Below are 25,069 nucleotides of genomic sequence, written 5' to 3'. Positions count from 1 at the left end.
TCCCTCACATCTTCACTCCATCGCGATCCATCAGGCCGCGCAATATGCCTTCGCGAATACCGCGATCCGCCACACCCAGACGCTGGGCAGGCCAGATGTCGAGGATCGATTCCAATATGGCGCAACCCGCCACGACCAGATCGGCCCGCTCCGTCCCGATGCAGGGCAGCTTCTGCCGCTCCGCCAGGGCCATGGAGGAAAGCCGCGCCGAAATGGCCCGCATCGATGTCGAGGGCACGATCAGCCCGTCGATCGCCTGCCGGTCGTAGCGCGGCAGGTCGAGATGCAGGCTGGCCAGCGTCGTCACCGTTCCCGACGTTCCCAGCAGGCGAATATCGGCCTGTGGAGAGGGCAGGCGACGGGCAAGGGGCGAAAAAGCGTCCGCGACACGCGCGCGCATCCGGCCATAGGCCGCCAGCCGGTCGGTGGGATCGGCATGGTCGAACGGCTCGCTCTCGGTCAGCGAAACGACACCCCAGGGCGCGCTCACCCAATCGACGATATGCGGCATACCTTCTTGACGGGAATTGACCAGGACCAGTTCGGTCGACCCGCCGCCGATGTCGAAGATCAGCGCAGGGCCATCGCCCGGTTCCAGCAGCGCATGGCATCCCAGCACCGCCAGCCGCGCCTCTTCCTGCGCGCTGATGATGTCGAGGGCGATGCCGGTTTCCCGGTACACGCGCTGAATGAACTCGGCCCCGTTGGATGCACGGCGGCAAGCCTCCGTCGCGACCGACCGGGCCAGCGTGACATGACGGCGGCGCAGCTTGTCGGCGCAGACCGACAAGGCCGCAATCGCGCGCTCGATGGCTTCGTCGCTGATCCTGCCGGACGCCGAGAGGCCCTCCCCCAGACGAACGATTCGCGAAAAGGCATCGACGACGATGAAGCCGTCGGCCGAAGGTTTGGCGATCAGCAGGCGGCAATTGTTCGTGCCAAGGTCGATGGCCGCATAGGAGCGGCGCCCGCGCAGCGGATGAGGCAAAAGGCCCCGCGATTGCGACGGGGGAGTGAGGGCCGCAGCCTTGCTCCCATTGCCCTGACCGGAACGGACCCCTTTGCCCGAAATTCCGCCGGCCGGGCCGGAACTCTGCGGCGATGGGCGGCTGTGCTGCACCATGGCCGTATCTCTTTTCTTCTTCGCCAGCGCCGAAAGGCGCCGGAACTTGCCCCAAGAGTAGGCAAAGGGAAAAGAAAGCGCAAGGCGGGGCGAATCCCCTTATGAAAGGGGCAACAACGCCGCGACGATCCACCGCTCCTCGGCACGCAGCACACCCCAGGCGCGGGCGGCGGCACGGCTGTCCATCGCCTCGACACCGATGCCGCGGCCTTCCAGCTCGCGGACGAAGGGACGCGGCGGCTGGCGCAGGCCGGCGCCAGTCCCGACCAGCAGGAATTCGGGCTGGATCTCAAGGTCGAACAGGTCGCCCAGATCGGCGACGGTCAGGGCGTCGATGGCCGGTGCATTCGCCCAGGCCAGAGCCCGGACCGGCGAAAGCAGCAGGCCATCGGGAAAGACGTCGTCCCTGACCCGGAAGCCGCGCCCCTGAAAACCGGTGACGATCGGCCCCTGCCCCGCCGCATCGCGACGCAGTTCAATCCCCGATCTCTTCCCGTTCAGGGCCGCGCTCCATCGTCGCGCGGTCCCATGCGTTCGGCCTGGGCAGCGATGTTGGGCTTGCTCGCCCTTTTCTCCGATCCCATGGGCGAGAGGCCGAGCGTGATCAGCAGCGACGACGACACATAGACCGACGAATAGGTGCCGACGACGATGCCCAGCATCATGGCCGCGGTGAAGCCGCGCAGCACATGACCACCCAGCAGCAGCAGCGCACCCAGCGCCAACAGCACCGTCACCGACGTCATGACGGTACGTGGCAGCGTTTCGTTGACCGACAGGTCGATCAGCGCCTTCATGTCCATCTTGCGGTATTTGCGCATATTTTCGCGGATGCGGTCGTCGATCACCATCTTGTCGTTGATCGAATAGCCCACGATGGTCAGCACGGCGGCGACGATGTTGAGGTCGAATTCCAGCTGGGTGATGGCGAAGAAGCCCAAAGTCATCAGCACGTCGTGCATGATCGCGACGAAGGTCGAGATGCCGAACTGCCATTCGTAGCGGAACCAGGAGAAGATCGCGATACCGACCACCGCCAGCATCACCGCCAGCACGCCGTTCTGGATCAATTCGCCCGACACCTTGCCCGATACCGTGTCGTAGCGGGAGAAGGTGACACCGGGGAATTCCGCCGTCATCGCCTTGCGCGCCTTTTCAACGATGGCGTTGGCCGCGCCCGCACCGCCCTGCTCGGGCAGCGGCAGGCGGATCTGCACCGTCTTGGGATCGCCGAATTGCTGGAGCGAACCGTCGCCCACGCCGAGGCGGTCCACTACGCCGCGCACCTTCTCCAGATGCGGGGGCTGTTGGAACTTCGCCTCGATCATCAGGCCGCCGACGAAATCGACGCCCATGTTGAGGCCCTTGTAGAAGGTCGCGCCGACCGCCAGCACGGTCAGCAGCGCCGTCAGGGCAAAGGCCCAGTGGCGCAGCTTCACAAAGCCGATATTGGTGTTGTCGGGGACGAGTTTCAGCAGTTTCATATTCTCTCTCCCGCCCCGTCAGATGTGGATCTCGGTCGGACGCTTGGCCCGAACCCAGAGCGACACCAGCCAGCGCGTGAAGGTGACGGCGGTGAACACGCTGGTCGCGATGCCGATCAGCAGCACGATCGCGAAGCCCTTCACCGGGCCGGACCCCAGGGCGAGCATGATGCCGCCGGCGATGGCGTGCGTCACATTCGCTTCGAAAATGGTGCGGCTGGCTTCCTTATAGCCATGTTCGATCGACTGGACCACATTCCGGCCACGGCGGCGTTCCTCGCGGATGCGCTCGTAGATGAGGACGTTGGCATCGACCGCCGTACCGATGGTCAGCACGAAACCGGCAATGCCCGGCAGGGTCAGCGTCGCGCCCAAAATGCCCATCACGCCCAGGATCACCAACACGTTGATGGCGACGGCCAGATTGGCATACATGCCGAAACGGCCGTAGCTGACGAACATGAAGGCGGCGACAGCCACCACGGCGATGATCGAGGCGGTAAGGCCGGCCTTGATCGAGTCGGCACCCAATTGCGGCCCGACCGTACGCTCCTCCACAACCGTCAGCGCGACGGGCAGCTTGCCCGAACGCAACGCGATGGCGAGCTGGTTGGCGCTTTCTACCGTGAAATTGCCGCTGATCTGCGCGCTGCCGCCCAAAATCGGTTCATTGATGTTCGGCGCGGAAAGCACCTTCCCGTCGAGGATGATGGCGAAGGGCCGGTTGACATTCTGCGACGTCACCTGGCCGAATTTGCGGCCGCCCGCGCCGTTGAAGCGGATGTTGACGATCGGCGTGTTACCGCGCTGGTCATAACCCTGCTGTGCGTCGGTCAGGTCTTCGCCCGACACCATGACCTGCCGGTAGACGGCGATCACCGGGGGCCCGGCGGGATTGCCGGGATAGGGCAGCACTTCGCTGCCCACCGGCGCGCGGCCCTGCGCGACCTCGGCGGGGTTGGCATTGACATCGACCAGCTTGAATTCCAGCTTGGCGGTCTGCCCCAGCAGGTCCTTGAGCGCCTTGGGATTCTGAAGGCCCGGCACCTGCACGACGATGCGGTTGCCGCCCTGCTGCTGGATGGTCGGTTCGCGCGTGCCCATTTCGTCGATGCGCTTGCGGATGACTTCGGTCGCGACTTCCATCGCGCTCTTCACCGCATTGTCGATCCCCGCCTGGGTCGGCGTGATGGTGATGGTGGAACTGTTCACCACCTCGACATTGAAGTCGCGCTGGCCGGTCAGGCCCGCGCCCTGCGTCAGCGGCCGGATGCGCTCGACCGCGGCATCGACCTCCGACGGATTGCGGACCATGAAGCTCAGCTTCCCGTCGCGGCTGGAAATGTCACCGATCGCGATCTTGGTGTCGCCCCGGCGCAGTTCCGTGCGGACCTGCTCCTCCATATTGGCGAGCCGCTGCTTGGCGACATCCTGGGTGGACGCTTCCAGCAGCAAATGGCTGCCGCCCGACAGGTCGAGCCCCAGATTCACGCGAGTCTGCATGAATTTGGGCAGATGCCCGACCACCGAATCCGGCAGGAAGCTCGGCACGGCGCAGAAGATGCCGATCAGCAGCGGCAGCAGGATTCCGGCGACCGCCCAGCGAGGGAAGTTCAGCATGGGGCCGCTCAGTCGTTCGCGGGCTTGGCGGTGGCGGGATCGATCACGTCGGTCAGGGTGGACTTCACCGCCTTGACCTTCATGTTCGGCGCCAGTTCGACATCGACGTAGAATTCGTCGACGCGGGCGACCTTGCCGACCAGACCGCCGCCGGTCACGACCTGATCGCCCTTCTTCACGGCGTCGATCTTGGCCTTATGTTCCTTCATCTTCTTCTGCTGCGGACGGATCAGCAGGAAATAGAAGACGACGAAGATGAGGACCAGCGGGGCCATTTGCACCAGCATGGAGGCGCCGGACGATTCCCCGCCCGCAGTCTGGGCAAAGGCTGTGGAAATGAACATGGTTGGGACTTTCGCCTTATTGTCTTGTCCAGTCGCGGGCGCAGGATAAACGCCCACAGATCAAGGGCGCGCGGCTAACACAGATGAGGCCGCCGAGGCAACATGATTAGGGTTTCCGACGAAAGCGCGAAAAGCCTGCATCGAATGGCTTGCATATTCTCCAAACTGCTTCTAATTGCGCCGCTCCGGTCGGGACGTAGCGCAGCCTGGTAGCGCATCACACTGGGGGTGTGGGGGTCGGAGGTTCGAATCCTCTCGTCCCGACCAAATCGATCAAGGCGCCAGACGCCTTGCAATCCTCCCGCCATGATCCATTTCGCCGTTCGTGCCGCGCAGCGCTTTTCCGCTGTCCTACAACGAACCAAATGGGATAAATAATCCGCCTTTCTGCGACAGGAGGGCAGTTTCATGGATATTTCGGCTCTGATCGACGAAGTGATCGCGCGCGAGGGTGGCTATAGCAACCATCCAGCGGATCGCGGCGGCCCCACCCATTTCGGCATTACCCAGGCGGTGGCACGGGCGAACGGGTTCATGGGCGACATGCGCGCCTTGCCCCGCAGCGTGGCGGAGGCGATCTACCGGCGGCTTTATTGGGAAAGGCCCGGCTATGCCTTTGTCGCGGAGCTGGCCCCGAGGATCGCCGAGGAACTTTTCGATACGGCCGTGAATATGGGTCCGGCGACGGCCGGCGGCTTCCTCCAGCGGGCCCTGAACGCGCTCAACCGCAATGCGCGGGATTATGCCGATCTGAAGGTCGATCAGGCAGTGGGCGGTAAAACCCTCGCCGCGCTGGGCGCGTTCATGCAGGTGCGCGGACGGGCAGGCGAAAGGGTGCTGCTCAAGGCGCTCGAAGCCCTTCAGGGGGAACGCTATCTCGCGCTCGCGGAAAGCCGGCCGGCCAACGAGGCCTTCCTCTATGGCTGGCTGGCAAACAGGATCCGTTAGGAGACAAGAGGCATGACGTCTGTACGGCGAAGGCGAATCACGGAGGACCGGTGGACGCTGCGGGCGCGCCCGGCCTTTCTCTATATGATGTACGGATTGCTGCTCTGGTCGGTCCCGCTGGGGTTGATCGGCGGCGTACGGCCGGCCATGGCGGCCGCGATCATCCGCGCGATGCACGCCTATTTCAACGCCTTGCCGGAGCCGCTCTACGCCCTCTTCGGCACAGGCTATCTGGGATATACGGCGGCCCGCGCCTGGGGCAAGGCCAGGGGAGTTGAGCGTTAGGCAGCGCCGCCCTGTCGGTCGCCAGGGAAATTCGCCTTGAGAAAATCGAGCACCACCCGCGCACGCGGGGGCAGCCGCTTGTGCGAAGGGTGCACCGCCAAAATGTCGAGCGGGGCGATGACGCTGTCGGGAAGGACAGGGACCAGGCGCCCCGCTTCGATATCGTCCCTGACCCGGATTGCAGGGAGCAACGCAATGCCGAGGCCGCTGAGCGCGGCGCGATGGACCGCTTCGCTGCTATCGCTGCGGAATGTGCCGCCGACCACCCTCTCCCGCCCATCTATGGTCCAGCGGGCGGGCACATCGCCATAGGCATAGGCGATGCATTGATGGTGCAAGAGGTCTTCGGCGCAGGTGGCCGTGCCGTGGCGCTCAAGATAGGCCGGATGCGCCACCAGCAAGCGCGCCAGCAATCCCAGCGGGTGAATCACCAGGCTGTCGTCGCTTACCGGGCCAACGCGCAGGGCGAGGTCGAGCCGGTCCTCCACCACGTCGCGCTGCCAGTCGGTCATGGCGCAATCGAGCTGGAGCGCCGGATGGAGGGCGGTCAGTTCGCCCAGGCGCTCGACATAATAGAGGCCGAGCGCAGTGGTGAACCCGATCCGCACCAGCCCGCTCGGTTGATTGCGCACGGGACCGAAATCCTGTTCCGCCACGTCCAGCGCGTCCAGCATCGAACGGGCGTGGACCAGCAGACGGTCGGCATCCGGCGTCGCGATCAGCCTGCGCGTGGTGCGGTGAAACAGCGTCGCGCCGAAATGTGCCTCCACCTGGTCCAGACGGCGCGCGATCGTGGTATGACTGGCATGCATTTCTGCGGCCACGCGGGAGAAATTGGGTCTCTCGCAAAGTCGCACAAATGTCCGCATGGCGATCAGAAGATCTGTCATCTGAACGGTTCCCGCACAAATATTGTGCGGCGAATCCTTATTGTCTGGCGGCCCGAAAAGCCAGAAGCGATCGCATCGTCCGGCGACGCCGGGTCCGAGGAGAAGAGGATGCCCATGTCCAATCGTATCGCCCATGCCGGGCTGGCCGCCAAATGCCGGACGGCCGAGGAAGCTGCTGCCCTTATCGAACACGGCATGGCCGTCGGAATGAGCGGCTTTACCGGGTCCGGCTATCCGAAGACCGTGCCGCTGGCGCTTGCCGCGCGGATGACCGCCGCCCATGCGGCGGGCGATCCTTTCCGGGTCAAGGTGTGGACCGGGGCGTCCACCGGGCCGGAACTGGACGGCGCGCTGGCGCAGGCCGACGGGGTGGAATTCCGCCTGCCCTACAATAGCGATCCCATCGCCCGCGAGCGGATCAACAAGGGCCAGATGCAATATTTCGACATGCATCTGAGCCAGGTCGCGCCGATGGCCTGGCAGGGTTTCCTGGGCGATCTGGATATTGCGGTCATCGAGGTGACGGGGATCACCGCCGATGGCGAACTGATCCCGTCCGCTTCGGTCGGCAACAACAAGACCTGGATCGACCGGGCAAAGGGCGTGATCCTGGAGGTCAATCGCTGGCAGAACCCCGCGCTCGAAGGGATGCACGACATTTATTACGGTACGGCGCTGCCACCGCATCGCCAACCGATCCCGCTGGTGCGCGCCGACCAGCGGATCGGCCAGCCGACCTTCCGCTGCGATCCCGAAAAGGTGATCGCAGTCGTCGAGACGGACGCCCCGGACCGCAACGCCCCCTTCACCCCGCCCGACGACAAGGCGCGGTCCATCGCCGGGCACCTGCTGGAGTTCCTGAACCATGAAGTGGGGAAGGGCCGCCTGCCCGCTTCGCTGCTGCCCTTGCAATCGGGGGTCGGCAATATCGCCAATGCGGTGCTGACCGGCCTGATCGACGCGCCGTTCGAGAATATGGTCGCCTTTACCGAAGTGATCCAGGACGGCATGCTGGACCTGCTCGACACCGGCAAGCTGCGCGTTGCCAGTGCGACGTCGCTATCGCTCAGCCCTGAAGCCGCAGCCCGGCTGAACGCGGACATGGGCCGTTATCGCGAAAAGATCATCCTGCGCCCGCAGGAGATCAGCAACCACCCCGAACTGGTGCGGCGGCTGGGCTGCGTCTCGATGAACGGCCTGATCGAGGCGGACATCTACGGCAATGTCAATTCCACGCATCTGATGGGGTCCCGCATCCAGAACGGCATCGGCGGCTCGGGCGATTTCGCGCGCAACGCCTTCCTGTCGATCTTCATGACGCCGTCGACCGCCAAGGGCGGCGCGATCTCGGCCATCGTGCCGCATTGCAGCCATGTCGATCATATCAACCAGGATGTGCAGGTGATCGTGACCGAGCAGGGCCTCGCCGACCTGCGCGGGCTGGCGCCCCGGCAGCGGGCCGAACTGATCATGGAGAAATGCGCGCATCCCGACTTCCGCCCGATGCTGAAGGACTATTTCGCACGGGCCATGACTGGCTCCTACGGGCTGCAATCGCCGATGCTGCCGGGCGAGGCACTGGCCTGGCACCAGCGTTATATCGATACGGGCACGATGCGCCTCTAGGAGCAAAACCCAGAGCAGCGGCCCGATCGACGCTCAATCCAGACAGGCCTGCATCCCCACCCCGGCCGGATTGATCGTCCCATCGACGCCAGCATCATGCCCGGCGGGTCTGCGAGCGCACGCGCAGACCCGCCATTCCTTCCTCATCGCGCTGAAAATGAGAGGGGCCGTTGGGCGAAAATGCCCAACGGCCCATCATTGACATGGTCAGCGGCCGGAAGCGCCGCCCAAGGGAAACGTTGATCGCGCTATTTTCCGGATGCGAAGCTTCGCCCGCGAAATCGCAGTCGACAGTCCCCGAATTCTGGAAAACCGACGCTAAAGGCGTCGCTCAGCGGCGCGTTCCCCGAATGGACTTGACCGACCCCATTGCTGAACCATGAGACATCGGATCACCTCCTTTCGCTAGTTGAAGCCCCTATAGCCGTTCCCGGTACTGGTCCTTCGCCGTCTATGAGATGATATGTGAATCAGACGGGCCGCATGTTCAAGGCTTGTAAAATTCTTTTTTCGAATCATACTTCTACGTCCGCGTTTCGCAGGCGATTTGCTTCGAAAATCACGGAAATCAACTGAAATCAAAGACTTAGGCGCGACAATCCTCGACAACGCGGCCGACCTCCGCCCAGGCGGGCAGGATGAGCGTGGGCAGACCCTGCACCTCGACCGCGAAACGGCCCCGGCTATAGGCGATTTGATCGAGCGCCGCGTCGTTGGCGGCGCGGATCGCCTGCGTCGCAGGGACCGTCCCGGCGGCCGCGCTGGCGGGCCAACTCACCGCGCCATAGCTTGTCCGCAGCGTCATCGCCGGCTGGGCGATGCCGGGGCGCAAAAGGCTGATGCGTCGCGTCGCCTTGTCGCAGCGGATGACGAACAGGCTGCTTTGCGCATCGGCGCCGAACAGGGCGACCGATCCGGCGCCATCGACCTGATAGCGCCAATCGCCGGCCGTGGTGTCGCGGTCCTGCCACTCGGCCGGCGCGGGCGGCGGCGGCGCGGGTTGCGGTGCCGGGGCGGGCCTTGGCGCGGGCGTCGGTGAAGGCGCGTGCCGCTCGGGCGCGCCGACGCAGGCAGCCAGCAGGAGGAAAGCGGTAGCCGGCACGGCAGGGGGCAGAATGAAACGCATCCCGCCTCCATGCCTCATGGCAAGGGATGGCATCAACCCGAAAAGGGTGGGACGACCGGTCCGCCCCGGCCGAATGGGCGGGCCCGAAGAAGCGCCGGATTTCACCGCTTTTGCGCCGCCCCATCATTGACAGTTCAAAGTCGAATCGGTAAGGGCACCCCTTCCCAATTCGCTGGCGAGCGGCGGTGCAACGGCACTGGCCGTCTTTTTTGCGTCTTGGGGTCTATCGAATCGGCTGCGAATCCTTATGCAAGGATTTTCAGCCCTGACGCTTTGAGATGGAGCGGCGCCAACCGCCCCGTGGAGCAGGAGTACAGAATACCATGGCACGTATTGCGGGTGTCAACATCCCGACCAACAAGCGCGTGATCATCGCGCTCACCTACATTCACGGCATCGGCCGCAAGACCGCCGTCGACATCGCCGACAAGCTGGGCATCGACCACAGCCGCCGCGTTCAGGAGCTGTCGGACGCCGAAGTCCTGCAGATCCGCGAAGCCATCGACGCCGATCACACCGTCGAAGGCGATCTGCGTCGCGAAACCGCGATGAACATCAAGCGCCTGATGGATCTGGCCTGCTATCGCGGCCTGCGTCACCGCAAGGGCCTGCCGGTCCGCGGCCAGCGCACGCACACCAATGCGCGGACCCGCAAGGGCAAGGCGAAGCCGATCGCTGGCAAGAAGAAATAAGAAATAGTCCGGGGGACTATTTCGTTTTCTTCTCCGCCGGAGGCAGCTCTCCCCAGGGAAGACGCTTCCAGCACCACAAGTTTCAGTAGGATAGAGCAAAAATGGCACGCGAACCCCAGCGCATCAAGCGCCGCGAACGCAAGAACATCTCGGCCGGCGTCGCGCACGTCAACGCCAGCTTCAACAACACCATGGTGACCATCACCGACGCCCAGGGCAACGCGATCAGCTGGTCCTCGGCCGGCATGATGGGCTTCAAGGGCAGCCGCAAGTCGACCCCGTACGCCGCGCAGGTCTGCGCCGAAGACGCCGGCCGCAAGGCTGCCGAACATGGCGTGCGCACCCTGGAAGTCGAAGTGAAGGGCCCCGGTTCGGGCCGTGAATCGGCCCTGCGCGCGTTGCAGGCCGTCGGCTTCCACATCACCTCGATCCGCGACGTGACGCCGATCCCGCACAACGGCGTGCGTCCTTCCAAGCGCCGCCGCGTCTAATCACCGGCCGCCACGGTAATGGCGGGCGGCGGACGCGTCGCCCGCTTACCCATCTGCATCGGCCGGAACGTCCTGTTGGGTTCAGGATCTTAAGCGTTTCGGCCTCATCCCCAGGGGAAATACATGACTGTCAACATGAAGAACTGGCAGGAATTGAAGAAGCCCAACAGCCTTGAGATCAAGGTCACGGGCGACGGCAAGCGCAAGGCGACGTTCGTCGCCGAACCTCTGGAGCGCGGCTTCGGTCTGACGCTTGGCAATGCGCTCCGCCGGGTTCTTCTGTCCTCGCTCCAGGGCGCGGCGGTCACCTCGATCAAGATCGAGAACGTCCTCCACGAATTTTCCTCGCTCGCCGGCGTACGCGAAGATGTGACGGACATCGTCCTCAACATCAAGCAGGTCGCGCTCAAGATGGAAGGCGACGGTCCGCGCCGTCTCCAGCTATCCGCCACCGGCCCCGCCGAAGTGAGGGCCGGCGACATCATGACCGTGGGCGACATCGAAGTGATGAACCCCGATCTGGTGATCTGCCACCTCGACCAGGGCGCCACGCTGAACATGGAACTGACCGCCGACGTCGGCAAGGGCTATGTCCCCGCCGTCGCCAACCGTCCGGCCGACGCCCCGATCGGCCTGATCCCGGTCGATGCGCTCTATTCGCCGGTCCGTCAGGTCGCCTACAAGGTCGACAATACCCGCGTCGGCCAGGAACTGGACTATGACAAGCTGTCGCTGACGCTCGAGACCGACGGCACCGTCACGCCGGAAGACGCGGTGGCCTATGCCGCCCGCATCCTGCAGGACCAGCTCCAGCTCTTCGTCCACTTCGAGGACGCGCTGCCCGCCGCCGCTCCGGCTGCCGGTGCCGCTGCCGGTGGCTCGGCCAGCGAGGGCGAGAGCGACGCGAACCAGATCAACCGCTACCTGCTCAAGAAGGTGGACGAACTGGAACTGTCGGTCCGCAGCGCCAACTGCCTCAAGAACGACAACATCATCTATATCGGCGATCTGGTCCAGAAGACCGAGGCCGAGATGCTGCGCACCCCGAATTTCGGCCGCAAGTCGCTGAACGAAATCAAGGAAGTGCTGTCGTCCATGGGTCTGCGCCTGGGCATGGACATCCCCGGCTGGCCGCCGGAAAATATCGAGGAAATGGCCAAGAAGCTCGAACAGGAGCTGCTGGGCTGACCCTTGCCACACCGTCCCCGGATTCATTCCAGGAACGGTGTGAACTTCGCCTGATTTTCAGGCAGGGAAATGGCGGCGCCCTTAATTGCCGCCTGGTCTGGGGTACCTGAAACGGCCCCTTAACGAACGGAAGGAAAGACATATGCGTCACAAGGTTGGTCATCGTAAGCTTCAGCGCAGCGCCGGGCATCGCAACTCGCTGCTCCGCAACCTCGCCGCTTCGCTCATCAAGCATGAGCAGATCCTGACGACCACGCCCAAGGCGAAGGAACTGCGTCCCTACGTCGAAAAGCTGATCACCCTCGCCAAGAAGGGTGGCCTGTCCAACCGTCGTCTGGCCCATGCCCGCCTTCAGGACGACACGCAGCTCACCAAGCTGTTCGACGTCCTGGCCGAGCGCTACAAGGACCGCAATGGCGGCTACACCCGCGTGATCAAGGCCGGCATCCGCGCTTCGGACGCGGCGCCGATCGCGATCATCGAGCTGGTCGACCGCGACGTCGACGCCAAGGGTCAGGATTCCGGTCCGGTCCAGAGCGCCGATGCCGACGAGCTGGAAACGGCATGATCCGCTGATACCACTTCCATCAAGGTGGTAATTTGATTTCAGAACAGGCCGTGGCTTGATAGGAGCCACGGCCTGTTTCGTTTTGCTTTCATGGGGATAGGGGGAAGAGGATGCGCGCGCTTGGCTGCCTTGCTTTGGCGTCGCTGCTGCTCGCCGCGCCGACCGCGCACGCCGAGCCGGATGCCGCCGCGATCGTTGCGAGCGCAAAAGCGTCGACCCTGCACTATCCCGCCGCCAGGCGGCTCGACCTGGTCGAGGATCATTTCGGCGTCAAAATAACCGACCCCTATCGCTGGCTGGAAAATGACGTTCGCACCGATCCAGCCGTACGCGACTGGGTGGCACGGGAAAACGCCCTCACCCGCCATTATATCGACGACCTGCCCGGCCGCGATGCCCTGAAGGCGCGGATGCAGGCGCTCTTCTCGCACGGCCGATACACCATCCCCCGCAAGGCCGGCGGACGCTATTTCTACGGCTATAACAAGGGCCTCCAGAACCAGACCCCGCTTTATGTGCGCGATGGCCTCAACGGCCAGAAGCGCCTGCTGATCGATCCCAACGACTGGGCGGAGGACGGATCGGACGCGCTGGCCGAATGGGCGCCCTCCCCGGACGGCCGTTTCCTGCTCTATGCGGTGCAGGAGGCCGGGAGCGACTGGCGCACGCTCAAGGTGCTGGACGTCGGCACCGGCAAACCGCTGGACGACGTGGTGCAATGGGTGAAATTCTCCCAGCTTGCCTGGGACGGGCAAGGCCAGGGTTTCTTCTATTCCCGCTTCGCCGCGCCGCGGGACGGCGCAAGCTCCCAGTCCTCCATCCTGGGGCAGCAACTCTATTATCATCGCCTCGGCACGCCCCAGGCGCAGGACCAGTTGATCTACGCGACGCCCGACCAGCCCCGGCTCAGCCACACCGCGCAAGTGACGCAGGATGGCCGTTGGCTGATCATCAGCAGTTTCCAGGGCACCGATCCCCGCCGCGAACTGCATGTCGCGGAACTGACCGGTGGCAAGGTCAAGGTCCGCTCGCTGGTCAAGGGGCTCACCAACGATTGGCGCCTGATCGGCAGCCGGGGATCGACCCTCTATTTCATCACCGACCAATATGCCGCGCATCTGCGCGTCGTCAGCATCGATGCGCGCTATCCGCGCCGCAGCGGCACACAGGTGGTGGCGGAACGCCCGGACACGCTGGCGGGCGGATCGCTGGTGGGGAACCGGTTGATCCTCGCCTATCTGTCCGACGCCGAAACCGTGGCGGAACTGGTTGACCTGGAAGGACGCAAGGTCGCCGACGTACCGCTGCCCGGCATGGGAACGGCGGCGGGCTTCGGCGGGCGCGACGGCGATCCGGAAACCTTCTTCAGCTTCTCCGGCTTCACCACGCCGTCGAGCATCTACCGCTTCGACACGAACACGCTGCGCTACGAGCTGTTCGCCCGGCCGGAACTGCCCTTCAATCCCGACGATTATGGGATAGAGCAGGTCAACTATCCGTCGAAGGACGGCACGATGATCCCGATGACGGTGATCCGCAAGAAGGCATTGGCTCTGTCCAAAACCCCTGCTCCCACCATCCTCTACGGCTATGGCGGCTTCAACATCGCACTGACGCCCGGCTATTCGGCGACACGCATAGCATGGCTGGAGCAGGGCGGCGTCTATGCCATCGCCAATTTGCGCGGCGGGGGCGAGTTCGGCAAGGCGTGGCACGACGCAGGCCGCCTCGCCAACAAGCAGAATGTGTTCGACGATTTCATCGCGGCGGGCGAATATCTGAAGGCCAATGGCTACACGACCAAGGACGGCCTCGCGATCGAGGGCCGGTCCAATGGCGGCCTGCTGGTCGGCGCGGTGGTGAACCAGCGGCCCGACCTTTTCGCCGCCGCGCTCCCCGCCGTCGGGGTGATGGACATGCTGCGCTTCGACCGTTTCACCGCTGGGCGTTACTGGATCGACGATTATGGATCACCGGACAATGAGCAGGATTTCCGCCTGCTCTACGCCTATTCGCCTTATCACAACATCCTCCCCGGCAAGGACTATCCGGCGATCCTCGTCACCACGGGCGACACCGACGACCGAGTGGTGCCGGCGCACAGTTTCAAATATGCCGCCGCACTCCAGGCGGCGGACCTAGGCTCGAAACCCCGCCTCATCCGCATCGACAGCAAGGCGGGCCATGGTTCCGGCAAGCCGATCGACAAGCTGATCGACGAGGTGGCCGACAGCTATGCCTTCGCCGCGCATTTCACCGGCCTGCCGATACGCGACGAACCGAGATAGCCGTTCAGCCCCCTGACAGCCGGACCGGCATAGCCATCACCGGAATATGGATGAGGGACGCGCGTGATGAACAAGGCAAGATGGATGACAGGATCGCTGCTGGCTCTCGCGCTGCTGACCGGTGCGACATCGGCGCAGGCACTTCAGCCTCGGCAGGGCTATCCGCAGCAGGAGCAGGACGACCTGGCGCAACCGCCTGCCGATGAAGCGCAGGCCGAACCGGACGATCATGCACTCCCGCCCCGCGCCGACGATGATTTTTCGGACGTTGTGGGAGCGGATCGGCAAAGCGCCGAGTCCGCGCCCCGCAATGATGATTATGGCCGGCGGGACCATGCGAACGGCGCCCCGAGCGCCGAAAGCGAGGAAGCCATCACCAGCTGCGCCCTCGCCGCCCGCGACGAGGCCGAGCGCGACGGCGGCTACGCCGAGGTGCGTCAGGTGCAGGAACCGCGCGAAACCCGCAACGGCTATGATGTCGAGGGCGATGTCGAGGTCCGCTCCGGCTGGCGGGCGCAGGACGGGCAGGGTCGGCACTTCACCTGCTCGGTGCAGAATGGCCGCATCGCGGATGTGTATTTTCGCGGGGATCGCGCCGCGCGCTGACCTTCATCGCTTCGCCGCTGAGCGGCCACGCTTTGCCCTATGCTGTTTGCGGTCAATGCCTTAGCATTGATGCGAATCAGGGGAGTCAGGGGTGGCCGCGTTCCTTTTCGCGACCGAGAATATCGTTTTCGTCTCGGCCATCATGCTGATGCTGCTGATCGGAGCGGTGCAGGCCATCGGCGTCTCGGGCGATTTCGATCTCGATCTGCATGCGGAAGCCGACCTGCTCGGCTGGCTCGGCTTCGGGCGCCTTCCGCTGCTGATGCTGCTGGCGATCTTCCTCGCCCTGTTCGGCATGATCGGGCTGGTCGGTCAGCATCTGGCGCTGGATGTGACCGGCGCACTGCTCTCGCCCTTCATCGCCGCACCCGCCGCTGCCGTCGCCGCCATCCCCGCCACCGCCCTCGCCGCGCGATGGCTTGGCCCCCTGCTCCCGCGCGATGAAAGCAGCGCCGTGCCGCTCGACGCGCTGGTCGGCAGCTTCGCCCGCATCGTCACCGGCCGTGCGCAGAGCGGTTTCCCCGCCCGTGCCAGGGTTGAGGATCCCTATGGCCAGGCCCATTATGTGATGGTCGAACCCGACAATGCCGGACAAACGCTGGAGGAGGGCGAAACCATCCTGCTCGTCCGCCGCGAGGATCATGTCTTCCGCGCCATTTCCCATGGCGACCATTATCTGCCCCGTCTTTAGGAGTTTCCCATGAATCCGCCCGTCGTGCAGGAGAGCTTTTCGCTCATGCCCTATCTGATCATCTCCGGCACCGCGCTGCTTCTGCTGATCGTGCTCGGCGTCGTGCTGGCGCGGCTTTACAAGCGTGCATCGAAGGAGATCGGCTTCGTGCGCACCGGCTTCGGCGGGGAGAAGGTGGTGATGAACGGCGGCGCGCTGGTGCTGCCGATCTTCCACGAGACGATGCCGGTCAACATGAACACGGTGCGGCTGGCGGTGGAACGCAAGAATAGCGACGCGCTGATCACGCTCGACCGGCTGCGCATCGACGTGAAGGCCGAATTCTATGTCCGGGTGAAGCCGGACGCGCAGTCGATCGCCATCGCCGCGCAGACGCTCGGCATGCGGACGATGCATCCTGAAGCGTTGAAGGAACTGGTCGAGGGCAAGTTCGTCGACGCGCTGCGTTCGGTCGCGGCGGGGATGACGATGAACCAGCTCCACGAACAACGCAGCGAATTCGTGCAGAAGGTCCAACAGGTCTCCTCGGTCGACCTCGCCATGAACGGGCTGGAGCTGGAAAGCGTGTCGCTGACCGGTCTGGACCAGACGTCCATCGAGCATTTCAACGCCAACAATGCCTTCGACGCCGAGGGTCTGACAAAGCTGACCGAACAGATCGAGCTGCGCAAGAAGAGCCGTAACGACATCGAACAGGAAACCCGCGTCCAGATCGAGACCAAGAATCTGGAGGCGGAGCGCCAATCGCTGCTCATTGCCCGCGACACCGAGTTCGCCCGGCTGGAGCAGGAGCGCGAGGTCGAGATGCGCCGCGCCGCCCAGATCGCCGAAGTCGCCCGCGAACAGTCGCTGCGTAGCCAAGAGGCGGACCAGGCCCGGATCGAGGCGAAGAAGCTGGTCGACAGCCAGCAGATCGAGGCCGACCGCGCCGTGCAGCAAGCCAGGATCGCGCAGGAACAGGCGCTCGAACTCGCCCGGCAGGAACAGCAGATCGCGGTGCAGAACAAGAGTCGCGAGGAAAGCCAGGCCAAGGCGCAGGCCGACGAAGCCCGTGCCAAGGCGGTCGCGGCCGAGGAACAGGTCCAGACATCCCGCCAGACCGAAATTGCCGAGCGTACCAAGCGGATCGAACTGATCGACGCGGCGCGGGAGGCGGAACGCGCCGCCATCCAGGTCCGGGTCGAGGCCGAGGCCGAAAAGCAGGCCGCCGCCGACCGGGCCGAGGCGCTGCGTGTCGCCGCCGAGGGCGAGGCGGAGGCCGCCAAGCTACGCGCCGAGGCCGACCGGGTGCGCTTCGAAGTCGAGGCGGCAGGGCAGCGCGCGGTCAACGAGGCGGCGAACATCCTTTCCTCCGACCAGATGTCGCTCCAGACCAAGATGGCCTTGCTCAAGGTGCTGCCCGATCTGGTACGCGAGGCCGCAAAGCCGATGGAATCGATCGACTCGATCAAGATCGTGCAGGTCGACGGACTTACCGGCCAGGGCGGCGGCGACGGGCTTTCGGTGGTCGCCGGTGGGGAACCCAATCTCGCCAATGCCGCCGTATCAGCCGCGCTGCGCTACCGGGCGCAGGCGCCCGTCATCGACGGGCTGATGAAAGAGCTGGGGCTGGACGGATCGAGCCTGGACGCGCTGGTCAAGGGCGCAGTCGAATCGCCCACCGTGCCGGTCATCGCCGAACCGATCGCGCCGGAGCACAAGGCCCCGCCGCGCGCCTGATCCGCCAAAGCCGAGACGACCGTCATGCGCCACTACGATGTTCCCCGCCATATGCTGGCTATCGGCCTCGCGGCCCAGGCGGGGTTCATCGACGCACTCGGCTTCCTCAAGCTGGGCGGGCTGTTCGTCTCCTTCATGAGCGGCAATTCGACACGGCTGGGCGTAGGGCTTGCCTCCGGCGCGGCGGTGACATGGACGGCGGCAGGGCTGGTCGGCGCCTTCGTCGGCGGCGTCATCGCGGGTGCGCTGGTCGCGCGCACGGCCGGGCGATGGCGCAAGCAGGCGGTATTGGGGTTAACCACCGCGCTGCTGACGGTGGCCGCGCTGCTGACGCTGACCGGGCAGTCCGGCAATGGCCTGACGCTGCTGATGGCGGCGGCGATGGGCACGGTCAACAATGTGTTCCAGCGCGATGGCGAGGTCAGCATCGGCGTCACCTACATGACCGGCGCACTGGTGAAGCTGGGGCAGCAACTGGCCGTGGCGCTGACGGGAGGGTCCGCATGGAACTGGCTACCCTATCTCCTGCTATGGCTGGGGCTGGTGGCGGGCGCCGTGGCAGGGGGATGCCTCTTCGCGCTGATCGGCCTGCATGCGCTCTGGATCGCCGCGGCCTTTTCCGCGCTGCTGCTGCTGTGGAGCAGCCGGATCAGACCGTTGGGCTTGGCATGATGATGACCAGCATCTAGGCCCGGTCCGAATCCAGGAGTTCCCGTGTCCACCATCTCATCCCGTCGCCGCACGGCTGCCATCGCGTTCATTCTGGTGACCGCCCTGCTCGACGTCATGTCGATGGGGATCATCATCCCGGTGCTGCCCCATCTCATCGAGACGCTCGCAGGGTCAAATGCGTCGGCCGGGATGTGGAACGGACTGTTCGTGGCCTTGTGGGCGGCGATGCAGTTCATCTGCTCGCCCGTGATCGGATCGCTTTCCGACCGGTTCGGACGGCGGCCGGTGATCCTGATTTCGGTGGCAGGGCTGGCGCTCGACTTCGTCCTGATGGCGCTGGCACCCAATCTCTGGTGGCTGGCGTTGGGGCGGATGCTGGCCGGGGTCACATCCTCCAGCTTCACGTCCGCATTCGCCTATATGGCGGACATCACCCCGCCCGAAGGCCGGGCGCGGGGCTATGGGCTGATCGGCGCGGCCTTCAGCGGCGGCTTCGTTGCCGGGCCGCTGCTGGGTGGAATGCTGGGCGAGATTTCGCTGCGGGCGCCCTTCTGGGCGGCGGCGGGCCTGTCGGGCCTCGCCTTTCTCTATGGACTGTTCGTGTTGCCCGAATCGCTCGCGCCTGAAAAGCGGATGGCCTTTTCCTGGGGGCGGGCCAATCCCTTCGGCGCGCTGCGACTGTTGCGATCGCATCCGGAATTGTCGAGCCTCGCCATCGTCAATTTCCTGCTCTATTTCGCGCATCACCTCTTCTCCGCCGTGTTCGTGCTCTATGCGGGCGACCGCTACGGCTGGGGGGCTTGGCAAGTGGGGACATTGCTCGCGCTGGTCGGCCTGATGGACATGGGCGTGCAGGGCTTGCTGGTCGGGCCGGTCGCGAAGCGGCTGGGCGACCGGATCACGATGGTGGTCGGTCTCGGCTTCGGCGCTGTCGGCATTCTTGCCATGGGGCTGGCACCGACGGGCTGGCTGTTCGTCGCGGCGATGCTGCCCAATGCCTTTTGGGGCCTCGCCATGCCGACCATCCAGTCGCTGATGACCCGGCGCGTATCGGAGTCGGAGCAGGGCCAGTTGCAGGGCGCAAACAACAGCGTCGGTTCGATCGCGGGCATTTTGTCGCCGCTGTTCTTCGGCGCGATCTATTCCATATCGGTGGGCGCGAAACCGCTGCTGCCCTTCATCGGCAGCGCTTTCGTGATCGCGGCGGCCATCCTGGCAGGCGGGGCATTGCTGGGATGGGCCGCCGGACGGGCCAAAGACCCGGCTCCGCTGGACAAGGGGGCTCAAGCGCACTAACCGGGCGCGAATCCCTAACCCTCCTCAGGAAAAGCAAAGGCGATTCGATGACGCTGCCCCTTCAGGATTCCATTCTCATCGTGGACTTCGGCAGCCAGGTGACGCAACTCATCGCCCGCCGTGTCCGCGAAGCCGGCGTCTATTCCGAAATCGCCCCCTTCAACAGCGCCGCCGAAGCGTTCGATCGGCTGAAGCCCAAGGGCATCATCCTTTCGGGCGGCCCCTCATCCGTGATGTGGGAGAACAGTCCCCGCGCCCCGCAGCATTTCTTCGATGCGGGCATTCCGATCCTCGGCATATGCTACGGCCAGCAGACGATGATGCAGCAATTGGGCGGCAATGTCGAAGGCGGCGAGAGCGGCGAATTCGGCCGCGCCTTCATCGAGGTGAAGAAGGGCTGTGCCCTGTTCGACGGCCTCTGGGCGGAGGGCGAGCGCCATCAGGTCTGGATGAGCCATGGCGACAAGGTGACGCAGCTTGCGCCGGGTTTCGAGGTGGTGGCGGTCAGCGACGGCGCGCCCTATGCGATCACTGCGAACGAGGAAAAGCGCTTCTACGCGACGCAATTCCATCCCGAAGTCGTGCACACCCCCGACGGAGCCAGGCTGCTCGCCAATTTCGTGCGCCATGTCTGCGGCCTTGCGGGCGACTGGACCATGGCCGAATTCCGCGCCACAAAGATCGCCGACATCCAGGCGCAAGTGGGTGAAGGCCGGGTGATCTGCGGCCTGTCGGGCGGCGTCGACAGCGCCGTCGCGGCCGTGCTGATCCACGAAGCGATCGGCGACCAGCTCACCTGTGTGTTCGTCGACCATGGCCTGATGCGCCTGGGCGAGGCTGAGCAGGTGGTGAGCCTCTTCCGCGAACATTATGGCATCAAGCTGGTCCATGTGAATGCCGAGGAGCGTTTCCTGGGCGGCCTTGCCGGCCTCACCGACCCGGAAAAGAAGCGTAAGTTCATCGGCGCCGAATTCATCGCGGTGTTCGAAGAAGAAGCGAAGAAGATCGGCGGCGCGGACTTCCTGGCGCAGGGCACGCTCTATCCCGACGTGATTGAATCCGTATCCTTCACCGGCGGCCCTTCGGTGACGATCAAGTCGCACCACAATGTCGGCGGCCTGCCCGAACGCATGAACATGAAGCTGGTTGAACCGCTGCGCGAGCTGTTCAAGGACGAGGTGCGCGTTCTCGGCCGCGAACTCGGCCTGCCGGAGATTTTCGTCGGCCGCCACCCCTTCCCCGGCCCCGGCCTCGCGATCCGCATCCCCGGTGAAGTGTCGAAGGACCGCTGCGACATCCTGCGCAAGGCGGACGCCATATATTTGGAGGAAATCCGGAACGCGGGCCTCTACGACGCGATCTGGCAGGCGTTCGCGGTCCTGCTCCCGGTCCGCACCGTCGGTGTGATGGGCGACCATCGCACCTATGACAGCGTTTGCGCGCTGCGCGCCGTGACCTCGACCGACGGCATGACGGCGGACATCTATCCCTTCGACGCCGCCTTCCTGAGCCGCGTGGCGACGCGGATCATCAACGAGGTGAAGGGTATCAACCGTGTGGTCTACGATTACACCTCGAAACCACCCGGCACGATCGAGTGGGAATGACGCGGAAATAGCGGACATTCGGCGCCACGACGGAACCTCTCAAAAAGCCGCCTTGACCGGGCGGCTTTTCCATTCCTTCAAATCTCATATTCCGGCCGCCATTGCGGGCTGAGATACGCGGGCTGCTGCTCGGCCAGATCAGGCTGGCGTTGCCGCATCTCGCCATAGAGCCGCTTCACCGTCGCACTGCCGGTGCGGGTGAACAGGGCGGGCACCAGCCCATGAACCATGCAGGCGAGCCCCGCCCGCACCATCAGGAAACCGAAGCGCGCCGCCACATGGAAATGCTGCCCGTAGCTTTCGTTGACGTCGCGGGGATGTTTCAGGAACAGGCGGTCGATCATCTCTGCTCGCTCATGACGTTGGAGAAAGCCTGTATCCTAACGCATCCGGCAGCAAAGCGAGAAGGCCGATCGCGTGCAACTTGACCCCCGTCACCAAAAACCGGCATGTCGCCTGGCATGAGCGCACAGGATCCGCATCTCGGCCATCCCGTCTATCGGGACATGCCGACCACCATTTTCGAGAAGATGTCCGCCCGCGCCCGAGAAACCGGTGCGATCAACCTCGGTCAGGGCTTTCCCGATTCGCAGGGGCCGGCGGAAATCCTCCATGCCGCCGCCGATGCGCTGCTGAACAGATCCAATCAATATCCGCCGATGGCGGGTATCATCGAGCTGCGCGCGGCGGTGGCAGCGCATTATGCCCGCCACCAGGGCCTCGACCTCGAGCCGCAGGAGGTCATCGTCACCTCCGGCGCGACAGAGGCGATCGCCGCCAGCCTGCTCGCCCTTGTGCGGCCGGGCGACGAGGTGCTGGTCCTGGCACCACTTTACGACGCCTATCTGCCGCTGATCGAGCGGGCGGGCGGGGTGGCGAGCGTCCTGCGCCTCACACCGCCCGCATGGAGGATCACGCGCGAGGCGTTGGCGGCGGCCGTCACCGAAAAGACCCGCTTCCTGTTGATGAACAATCCGGTGAATCCGACCGGCATCGCCCTGCGCGACGAGGAACTGGCGCTGCTGGCCGAATATTGCGTGACCCGCGATCTGATCGCGATCTGCGACGAAGTGTGGGAGCATGTCACCTTCGACGATATCGCGCACAAACCGCTGATGGGCTTTCCCGGCATGCGGGATCGCACGGTGAAGATCGGATCGGCGGGCAAGATATTCTCGGTCACCGGCTGGAAGGTCGGCTGGATGTGCGCCGCGCCCGCCATCGCCACATTGCTCGCCCGTGCACATCAGTTCATCACCTTCACCACCCCGCCCCATCTGCAATGGGCGGTGGCCGAAGGGCTGGCGCAGCCGGAAAGCTGGTTCACCGCGATGCGCGCCGATTATCAGGCCTCGCGCGACCGGCTGGTGGAGGGGCTGCGCGCGGCGGGCTATGTCGTGAACGCCAGCGCCGCGACCTGGTTCGTGACCATCGATCTGCCGGCTTCTGGCATCGTGCTGGACGACGTGACCTTCTGCGAGCGGATCATCGATGAGGCGGGCGTCGCCGCCATCCCGATTTCCGCCTTCTACCCCGCGCATCCGGTGACGCACCTGGTCCGCCTCTGCTTTTCCAAATCGGACACGGTACTGGATCAGGCGGTGACCCGCCTCGCCGCCTTTCGCGCTTCGTCGGCCTGAGCGCGCCGCAGGAGAGCCGCGCCCAGGACCAGCATCGCGATCAGCAACAGCAGTTGCATGGCCAGCATGGCGGCCGGCGCCAGGGCGCTCAGCACCGCTATCTTCTGAAATGCCTGCACCACCAGCACGAAGAGGTTGAGCCACAGCGCCACGGTCGCGCTGACCGCATAGGCTGCCCGCGCCCAGCCTGCCCGGTCGAGGGCGAACAGCGCGACAAAGGCCGCCGCGAGGGCAAGGGTAGAGATCACACCCACCCCGATCGCGGGGGTGAAACCGTGGAACGGGAAGAGAAAACCGCTAAGACTGGTGAGCAGCGTCGACACCAGGAAGATCGCCTGCGTGCGCGGCACCCACCAACCCCGGGCCAGGGCCGGAAGTGCGATCAGGCCACTCGATATGCCGATCAGGCTGACGCCGACATGCAGCGCGATGAACTGCGGCAGAGAAAGAAAGTCGAGGATCATGACGCCTCCCTTCAGCAGCGGAGCGGCATGGCGCGCCCCTCATGCGCCCGCCCTGGGCCCGTGCTTCCCCCTCATACACTTTCAGCAGGGCGGGGAACACGGCATTGATGCCCGTGGAGTGGATGCCATGACGTCATGCCGCTTCCGCCGCCCGCGATCACCGATCTTGACATGACGAGGCTTGCGGCGATGACACCGCCCCGCTAGGTTCACCTTTCGTTCCATAAAGGGGTATCCATGAACAGCCTGGCCGTCATTCTCTCGCTCATCGCACTGGTCGTCGGACTGGGCCTGGGCTGGTTGCTGAGGGGCAAGTCGGTCGCGCCGCTGGCGGCGGAAAAGGCCGATCTGGCGGACAAGCTCGACATCGCCTCGGCCCAGCGCAACGCGGCGCTTCAGGAACTGGTCGTGGCTCAGGAGCGTACGGCACAGGCGGCGGAACTGGCGCAGAAGCTGGAGACGGAACGCTCGGCAAGGGAAGTCGCGGCGCGCGAACTGGCGGCTCTGCGATCCGATACCCAAGCACGGGCGGAAGCGTTCGAAGCGCAGATCGCCGCGCTCAAGGATGCCAAGGAACAGCTTTCGGCGCAGTTCAGCGAGATTGGCGGCAAGCTGCTGCATCAGGCGCAGAGCCATTTCCTCGAACGCGCCGACCAGCGCATGGCGCAGGCGCATGAAAAGAGCGAGGCACAGCTCAAGCAATTGCTCCACCCGGTCAACGAGACGATCCAGCGCTATGACCAGAAGATCACCCAGATCGAGCAGCAGCGCACAGAGGCCTATGGCATCCTGCGCGGCGAGATCGAATCGATGAAGACGGGTCAGGAAGCGGTGCGGGCCGAGGCGCAGCGGCTGGTCGATTCGCTGCGCCATGCACCCAAGGCGCGTGGACGCTGGGGCGAACAGCAGTTGCGCAACGTCCTCGAAACCTGCGGCCTCAGCGAACATGTCGATTTCGAAACCGAAGTCAGCGTGGAGGGCGAGGATGGCCGGCTGCGCCCCGACGCCATCCTGCGCGTCCCCGGTGGGCGAGCGCTGGTGATCGATGCCAAGGTGTCGTTGAATGCCTATCAGGACGCCTATGGCGCGGAGAGCGATGAGGAGAAGAAGCGCTTCCTGTCCGCCCACACCGCCGCGATGCGCGCCCATGTCGAGACGCTGGGGCGGAAAAGCTATGCTGACCAGTTCGACGAGGCGCCCGATTATGTCATCATGTTCGTGCCGGGTGAACATTTCCTCTCGGCCGCGCTGGAACATGATCCGCAGCTTTGGGACTATGCCTTCGGCAAGCGGGTGCTGCTGGCGACCCCGACCAACCTCATCGCCATCGCCCGCACCGTCGCAGCCGTCTGGCGACAGGAGAAGATGGCGGACGAGGCCAAGCGGATCGGCGCGCTGGGCAAGGAACTTTATGAACGGCTTGCCGCAGCCGCAGGGTCGCTCAAGAAGCTCGGCAACCGGCTCAACGGCGCGGTGGCCGACTATAACAGCTTCGTCGGCAGTTTCGAAAGCCGGGTGCTGGTGACGGGCCGCAAGCTGCGCGACCTCAATATCGAAACCGGCGGCAAGGAACTGGAAGAGCTTGAGCCGGTGGAAGCGCTCGTCCGCGAGCCCGCCTCGGCCGAAGCCGTCCGTGCATTGCCGGAGGCCCTGCCCGATGCCGCGGAATAGGATCATAATTATTAGCATCCTAATTATAAG

Annotated in this window: 25 protein-coding genes and 1 tRNA gene; 17 read left to right on the top strand and 9 right to left on the bottom strand. The window is 64.7% G+C overall.

What is annotated here, in order from left to right; all coding sequences use genetic code 11:
• Window positions 1-4 precede the first annotated feature (4 nt).
• The 5 genes from CAF53_RS10370 to yajC all read right to left on the bottom strand — a co-directional run bounded on the left by CAF53_RS10370 (window position 5) and on the right by yajC (window position 4,571).
• On the bottom strand, window positions 5-1,123 hold the full coding sequence (locus CAF53_RS10370) for a Ppx/GppA phosphatase family protein (RefSeq protein ID WP_046761714.1): 1,119 nt from the start codon (window positions 1,121-1,123) through the stop codon (window positions 5-7).
• A 99-nt stretch (window positions 1,124-1,222) separates the two neighbouring features.
• A complete protein-coding gene (locus tag CAF53_RS10365) occupies window positions 1,223-1,507 on the bottom strand; it encodes an MTH938/NDUFAF3 family protein (RefSeq protein ID WP_084732993.1) in 285 nt (94 codons plus the stop codon).
• Between the two features lie 113 nt (window positions 1,508-1,620).
• The gene (gene secF / locus CAF53_RS10360; RefSeq protein ID WP_046761715.1) at window positions 1,621-2,607 is read right to left on the bottom strand and encodes a protein translocase subunit SecF; all 987 of its coding nucleotides are present in this window, start codon (window positions 2,605-2,607) and stop codon (window positions 1,621-1,623) included.
• A gap of 18 nt (window positions 2,608-2,625) precedes the next feature.
• Window positions 2,626-4,227, bottom strand: coding sequence for a protein translocase subunit SecD (gene secD / locus CAF53_RS10355; RefSeq protein WP_100238013.1), 1,602 nt, complete (start codon window positions 4,225-4,227; stop codon window positions 2,626-2,628).
• Window positions 4,228-4,235: 8 nt separating this feature from the next.
• A complete protein-coding gene (yajC, locus tag CAF53_RS10350) occupies window positions 4,236-4,571 on the bottom strand; it encodes a preprotein translocase subunit YajC (protein ID WP_046761717.1) in 336 nt (111 codons plus the stop codon).
• 190 nt (window positions 4,572-4,761) lie between these two features.
• On the opposite strand from yajC, the gene CAF53_RS10345 reads away from it, so the two are divergent.
• The 3 genes from CAF53_RS10345 (at window position 4,762) to CAF53_RS10335 (ending at window position 5,804) form a co-directional block, all read left to right on the top strand.
• Window positions 4,762-4,838 (top strand) — tRNA-Pro (locus CAF53_RS10345).
• A gap of 141 nt (window positions 4,839-4,979) precedes the next feature.
• A complete protein-coding gene (locus tag CAF53_RS10340; protein WP_100238012.1) occupies window positions 4,980-5,519 on the top strand; it encodes a glycosyl hydrolase 108 family protein in 540 nt (179 codons plus the stop codon).
• A gap of 12 nt (window positions 5,520-5,531) precedes the next feature.
• Window positions 5,532-5,804, top strand: coding sequence for a 3TM-type holin (locus tag CAF53_RS10335; protein WP_046761719.1), 273 nt, complete (start codon window positions 5,532-5,534; stop codon window positions 5,802-5,804).
• Here the strand turns inward: CAF53_RS10335 and CAF53_RS10330 are convergent.
• Window positions 5,801-6,694 carry a LysR family transcriptional regulator gene (locus CAF53_RS10330; RefSeq protein WP_100238011.1) on the bottom strand — a complete coding sequence of 298 codons (894 nt, stop codon included), beginning with the start codon at window positions 6,692-6,694 and terminating at the stop codon, window positions 5,801-5,803. The two genes, CAF53_RS10335 and CAF53_RS10330, sit on opposite strands and share 4 nt — an antisense overlap.
• A gap of 114 nt (window positions 6,695-6,808) precedes the next feature.
• On the opposite strand from CAF53_RS10330, the gene CAF53_RS10325 reads away from it, so the two are divergent.
• On the top strand, window positions 6,809-8,320 hold the full coding sequence (locus CAF53_RS10325) for an acetyl-CoA hydrolase/transferase family protein (RefSeq protein WP_100238761.1): 1,512 nt from the start codon (window positions 6,809-6,811) through the stop codon (window positions 8,318-8,320).
• 586 nt (window positions 8,321-8,906) lie between these two features.
• Here the strand turns inward: CAF53_RS10325 and CAF53_RS10320 are convergent.
• Window positions 8,907-9,446: a hypothetical protein gene (locus CAF53_RS10320; RefSeq protein WP_100238010.1), complete on the bottom strand. Its 540-nt coding sequence runs from the start codon at window positions 9,444-9,446 to the stop codon at window positions 8,907-8,909.
• Window positions 9,447-9,769: 323 nt separating this feature from the next.
• On the opposite strand from CAF53_RS10320, the gene rpsM reads away from it, so the two are divergent.
• The 11 genes from rpsM to guaA all read left to right on the top strand — a co-directional run bounded on the left by rpsM (window position 9,770) and on the right by guaA (window position 21,264).
• Window positions 9,770-10,138 (top strand): 30S ribosomal protein S13, encoded by a 369-nt coding sequence (rpsM, locus tag CAF53_RS10315; RefSeq protein WP_046761722.1) that lies wholly within the window; start codon window positions 9,770-9,772, stop codon window positions 10,136-10,138.
• Window positions 10,139-10,239: 101 nt separating this feature from the next.
• The gene (rpsK, locus tag CAF53_RS10310) at window positions 10,240-10,629 is read left to right on the top strand and encodes a 30S ribosomal protein S11 (RefSeq protein ID WP_004208752.1); all 390 of its coding nucleotides are present in this window, start codon (window positions 10,240-10,242) and stop codon (window positions 10,627-10,629) included.
• A gap of 123 nt (window positions 10,630-10,752) precedes the next feature.
• Entirely contained in the window at window positions 10,753-11,817 is a 1,065-nt protein-coding gene (locus CAF53_RS10305; RefSeq protein WP_046761723.1) for a DNA-directed RNA polymerase subunit alpha, read from the top strand.
• A gap of 142 nt (window positions 11,818-11,959) precedes the next feature.
• The gene (gene rplQ / locus CAF53_RS10300) at window positions 11,960-12,385 is read left to right on the top strand and encodes a 50S ribosomal protein L17 (protein ID WP_100238009.1); all 426 of its coding nucleotides are present in this window, start codon (window positions 11,960-11,962) and stop codon (window positions 12,383-12,385) included.
• A gap of 110 nt (window positions 12,386-12,495) precedes the next feature.
• Complete coding sequence (locus CAF53_RS10295; RefSeq protein WP_100238008.1) at window positions 12,496-14,673, top strand: prolyl oligopeptidase family serine peptidase; 2,178 nt, start codon at window positions 12,496-12,498, stop codon at window positions 14,671-14,673.
• 66 nt (window positions 14,674-14,739) lie between these two features.
• Complete coding sequence (locus CAF53_RS10290; RefSeq protein WP_100238007.1) at window positions 14,740-15,279, top strand: hypothetical protein; 540 nt, start codon at window positions 14,740-14,742, stop codon at window positions 15,277-15,279.
• A 91-nt stretch (window positions 15,280-15,370) separates the two neighbouring features.
• Window positions 15,371-15,970 (top strand): OB-fold-containig protein, encoded by a 600-nt coding sequence (locus CAF53_RS10285; protein ID WP_046761727.1) that lies wholly within the window; start codon window positions 15,371-15,373, stop codon window positions 15,968-15,970.
• 9 nt (window positions 15,971-15,979) lie between these two features.
• Entirely contained in the window at window positions 15,980-17,689 is a 1,710-nt protein-coding gene (locus CAF53_RS10280; RefSeq protein WP_046761728.1) for a flotillin domain-containing protein, read from the top strand.
• 24 nt (window positions 17,690-17,713) lie between these two features.
• The gene (locus CAF53_RS10275; protein WP_100238006.1) at window positions 17,714-18,361 is read left to right on the top strand and encodes a DUF1275 family protein; all 648 of its coding nucleotides are present in this window, start codon (window positions 17,714-17,716) and stop codon (window positions 18,359-18,361) included.
• A gap of 42 nt (window positions 18,362-18,403) precedes the next feature.
• Window positions 18,404-19,657: a TCR/Tet family MFS transporter gene (locus CAF53_RS10270; protein WP_100238005.1), complete on the top strand. Its 1,254-nt coding sequence runs from the start codon at window positions 18,404-18,406 to the stop codon at window positions 19,655-19,657.
• A gap of 47 nt (window positions 19,658-19,704) precedes the next feature.
• Window positions 19,705-21,264 carry a glutamine-hydrolyzing GMP synthase gene (gene guaA, locus CAF53_RS10265; RefSeq protein ID WP_046761730.1) on the top strand — a complete coding sequence of 520 codons (1,560 nt, stop codon included), beginning with the start codon at window positions 19,705-19,707 and terminating at the stop codon, window positions 21,262-21,264.
• A gap of 77 nt (window positions 21,265-21,341) precedes the next feature.
• Here guaA and CAF53_RS10260 read toward each other — a convergent pair whose 3' ends face one another.
• Entirely contained in the window at window positions 21,342-21,608 is a 267-nt protein-coding gene (locus CAF53_RS10260) for a DUF6356 family protein (RefSeq protein ID WP_046761731.1), read from the bottom strand.
• 105 nt (window positions 21,609-21,713) lie between these two features.
• On the opposite strand from CAF53_RS10260, the gene CAF53_RS10255 reads away from it, so the two are divergent.
• Complete coding sequence (locus tag CAF53_RS10255) at window positions 21,714-22,904, top strand: aminotransferase (protein WP_100238004.1); 1,191 nt, start codon at window positions 21,714-21,716, stop codon at window positions 22,902-22,904.
• On the opposite strand, the gene CAF53_RS10250 is transcribed toward CAF53_RS10255, so the two are convergent.
• Window positions 22,859-23,368 (bottom strand): hypothetical protein, encoded by a 510-nt coding sequence (locus tag CAF53_RS10250; RefSeq protein WP_046761733.1) that lies wholly within the window; start codon window positions 23,366-23,368, stop codon window positions 22,859-22,861. The genes CAF53_RS10255 and CAF53_RS10250 overlap by 46 nt on opposite strands.
• A 237-nt stretch (window positions 23,369-23,605) precedes the next feature.
• Here CAF53_RS10250 and rmuC point away from each other — a divergent pair, with 237 nt between their 5' ends.
• Window positions 23,606-25,039, top strand: a complete 1,434-nt coding sequence (gene rmuC, locus CAF53_RS10245) for a DNA recombination protein RmuC (protein ID WP_046761734.1) — start codon at window positions 23,606-23,608, stop codon at window positions 25,037-25,039.
• Window positions 25,040-25,069: the final 30 nt, after the last annotated feature.

Origin of the sequence: Sphingobium sp. LB126 (assembly GCF_002795205.1) — a bacterium.
Taxonomy (GTDB): domain Bacteria; phylum Pseudomonadota; class Alphaproteobacteria; order Sphingomonadales; family Sphingomonadaceae; genus Sphingobium; species Sphingobium chungbukense.
The sequence above is the reverse complement of the archived record's forward strand: the minus strand, read 5'-3'. Positions and strand labels throughout refer to the sequence as shown.

What these genes read in the sequence shown, in the direction of transcription:
- CAF53_RS10305 (WP_046761723.1), top strand. Translation starts at nt 10,753, where the DNA reads ATGACTGTCAACATGAAGAACTGGCAGGAATTGAAGAAGCCCAACAGC.
- rpsM (WP_046761722.1), top strand. Translation starts at nt 9,770, where the DNA reads ATGGCACGTATTGCGGGTGTCAACATCCCGACCAACAAGCGCGTGATC.
- CAF53_RS10370 (WP_046761714.1), bottom strand. Translation starts at nt 1,123, where the DNA reads ATGGTGCAGCACAGCCGCCCATCGCCGCAGAGTTCCGGCCCGGCCGGC.
- CAF53_RS10275 (WP_100238006.1), top strand. Translation starts at nt 17,714, where the DNA reads ATGCGCCACTACGATGTTCCCCGCCATATGCTGGCTATCGGCCTCGCG.
- guaA (WP_046761730.1), top strand. Translation starts at nt 19,705, where the DNA reads ATGACGCTGCCCCTTCAGGATTCCATTCTCATCGTGGACTTCGGCAGC.
- CAF53_RS10250 (WP_046761733.1), bottom strand. Translation starts at nt 23,368, where the DNA reads ATGATCCTCGACTTTCTTTCTCTGCCGCAGTTCATCGCGCTGCATGTC.
- rplQ (WP_100238009.1), top strand. Translation starts at nt 11,960, where the DNA reads ATGCGTCACAAGGTTGGTCATCGTAAGCTTCAGCGCAGCGCCGGGCAT.
- CAF53_RS10340 (WP_100238012.1), top strand. Translation starts at nt 4,980, where the DNA reads ATGGATATTTCGGCTCTGATCGACGAAGTGATCGCGCGCGAGGGTGGC.
- yajC (WP_046761717.1), bottom strand. Translation starts at nt 4,571, where the DNA reads ATGTTCATTTCCACAGCCTTTGCCCAGACTGCGGGCGGGGAATCGTCC.
- CAF53_RS10295 (WP_100238008.1), top strand. Translation starts at nt 12,496, where the DNA reads ATGCGCGCGCTTGGCTGCCTTGCTTTGGCGTCGCTGCTGCTCGCCGCG.
- CAF53_RS10255 (WP_100238004.1), top strand. Translation starts at nt 21,714, where the DNA reads ATGTCGCCTGGCATGAGCGCACAGGATCCGCATCTCGGCCATCCCGTC.
- secF (WP_046761715.1), bottom strand. Translation starts at nt 2,607, where the DNA reads ATGAAACTGCTGAAACTCGTCCCCGACAACACCAATATCGGCTTTGTG.
- CAF53_RS10325 (WP_100238761.1), top strand. Translation starts at nt 6,809, where the DNA reads ATGTCCAATCGTATCGCCCATGCCGGGCTGGCCGCCAAATGCCGGACG.
- CAF53_RS10330 (WP_100238011.1), bottom strand. Translation starts at nt 6,694, where the DNA reads ATGACAGATCTTCTGATCGCCATGCGGACATTTGTGCGACTTTGCGAG.
- rpsK (WP_004208752.1), top strand. Translation starts at nt 10,240, where the DNA reads ATGGCACGCGAACCCCAGCGCATCAAGCGCCGCGAACGCAAGAACATC.
- rmuC (WP_046761734.1), top strand. Translation starts at nt 23,606, where the DNA reads ATGAACAGCCTGGCCGTCATTCTCTCGCTCATCGCACTGGTCGTCGGA.
- CAF53_RS10260 (WP_046761731.1), bottom strand. Translation starts at nt 21,608, where the DNA reads ATGATCGACCGCCTGTTCCTGAAACATCCCCGCGACGTCAACGAAAGC.
- CAF53_RS10335 (WP_046761719.1), top strand. Translation starts at nt 5,532, where the DNA reads ATGACGTCTGTACGGCGAAGGCGAATCACGGAGGACCGGTGGACGCTG.
- CAF53_RS10320 (WP_100238010.1), bottom strand. Translation starts at nt 9,446, where the DNA reads ATGCGTTTCATTCTGCCCCCTGCCGTGCCGGCTACCGCTTTCCTCCTG.
- CAF53_RS10290 (WP_100238007.1), top strand. Translation starts at nt 14,740, where the DNA reads ATGAACAAGGCAAGATGGATGACAGGATCGCTGCTGGCTCTCGCGCTG.
- secD (WP_100238013.1), bottom strand. Translation starts at nt 4,227, where the DNA reads ATGCTGAACTTCCCTCGCTGGGCGGTCGCCGGAATCCTGCTGCCGCTG.
- CAF53_RS10280 (WP_046761728.1), top strand. Translation starts at nt 15,980, where the DNA reads ATGAATCCGCCCGTCGTGCAGGAGAGCTTTTCGCTCATGCCCTATCTG.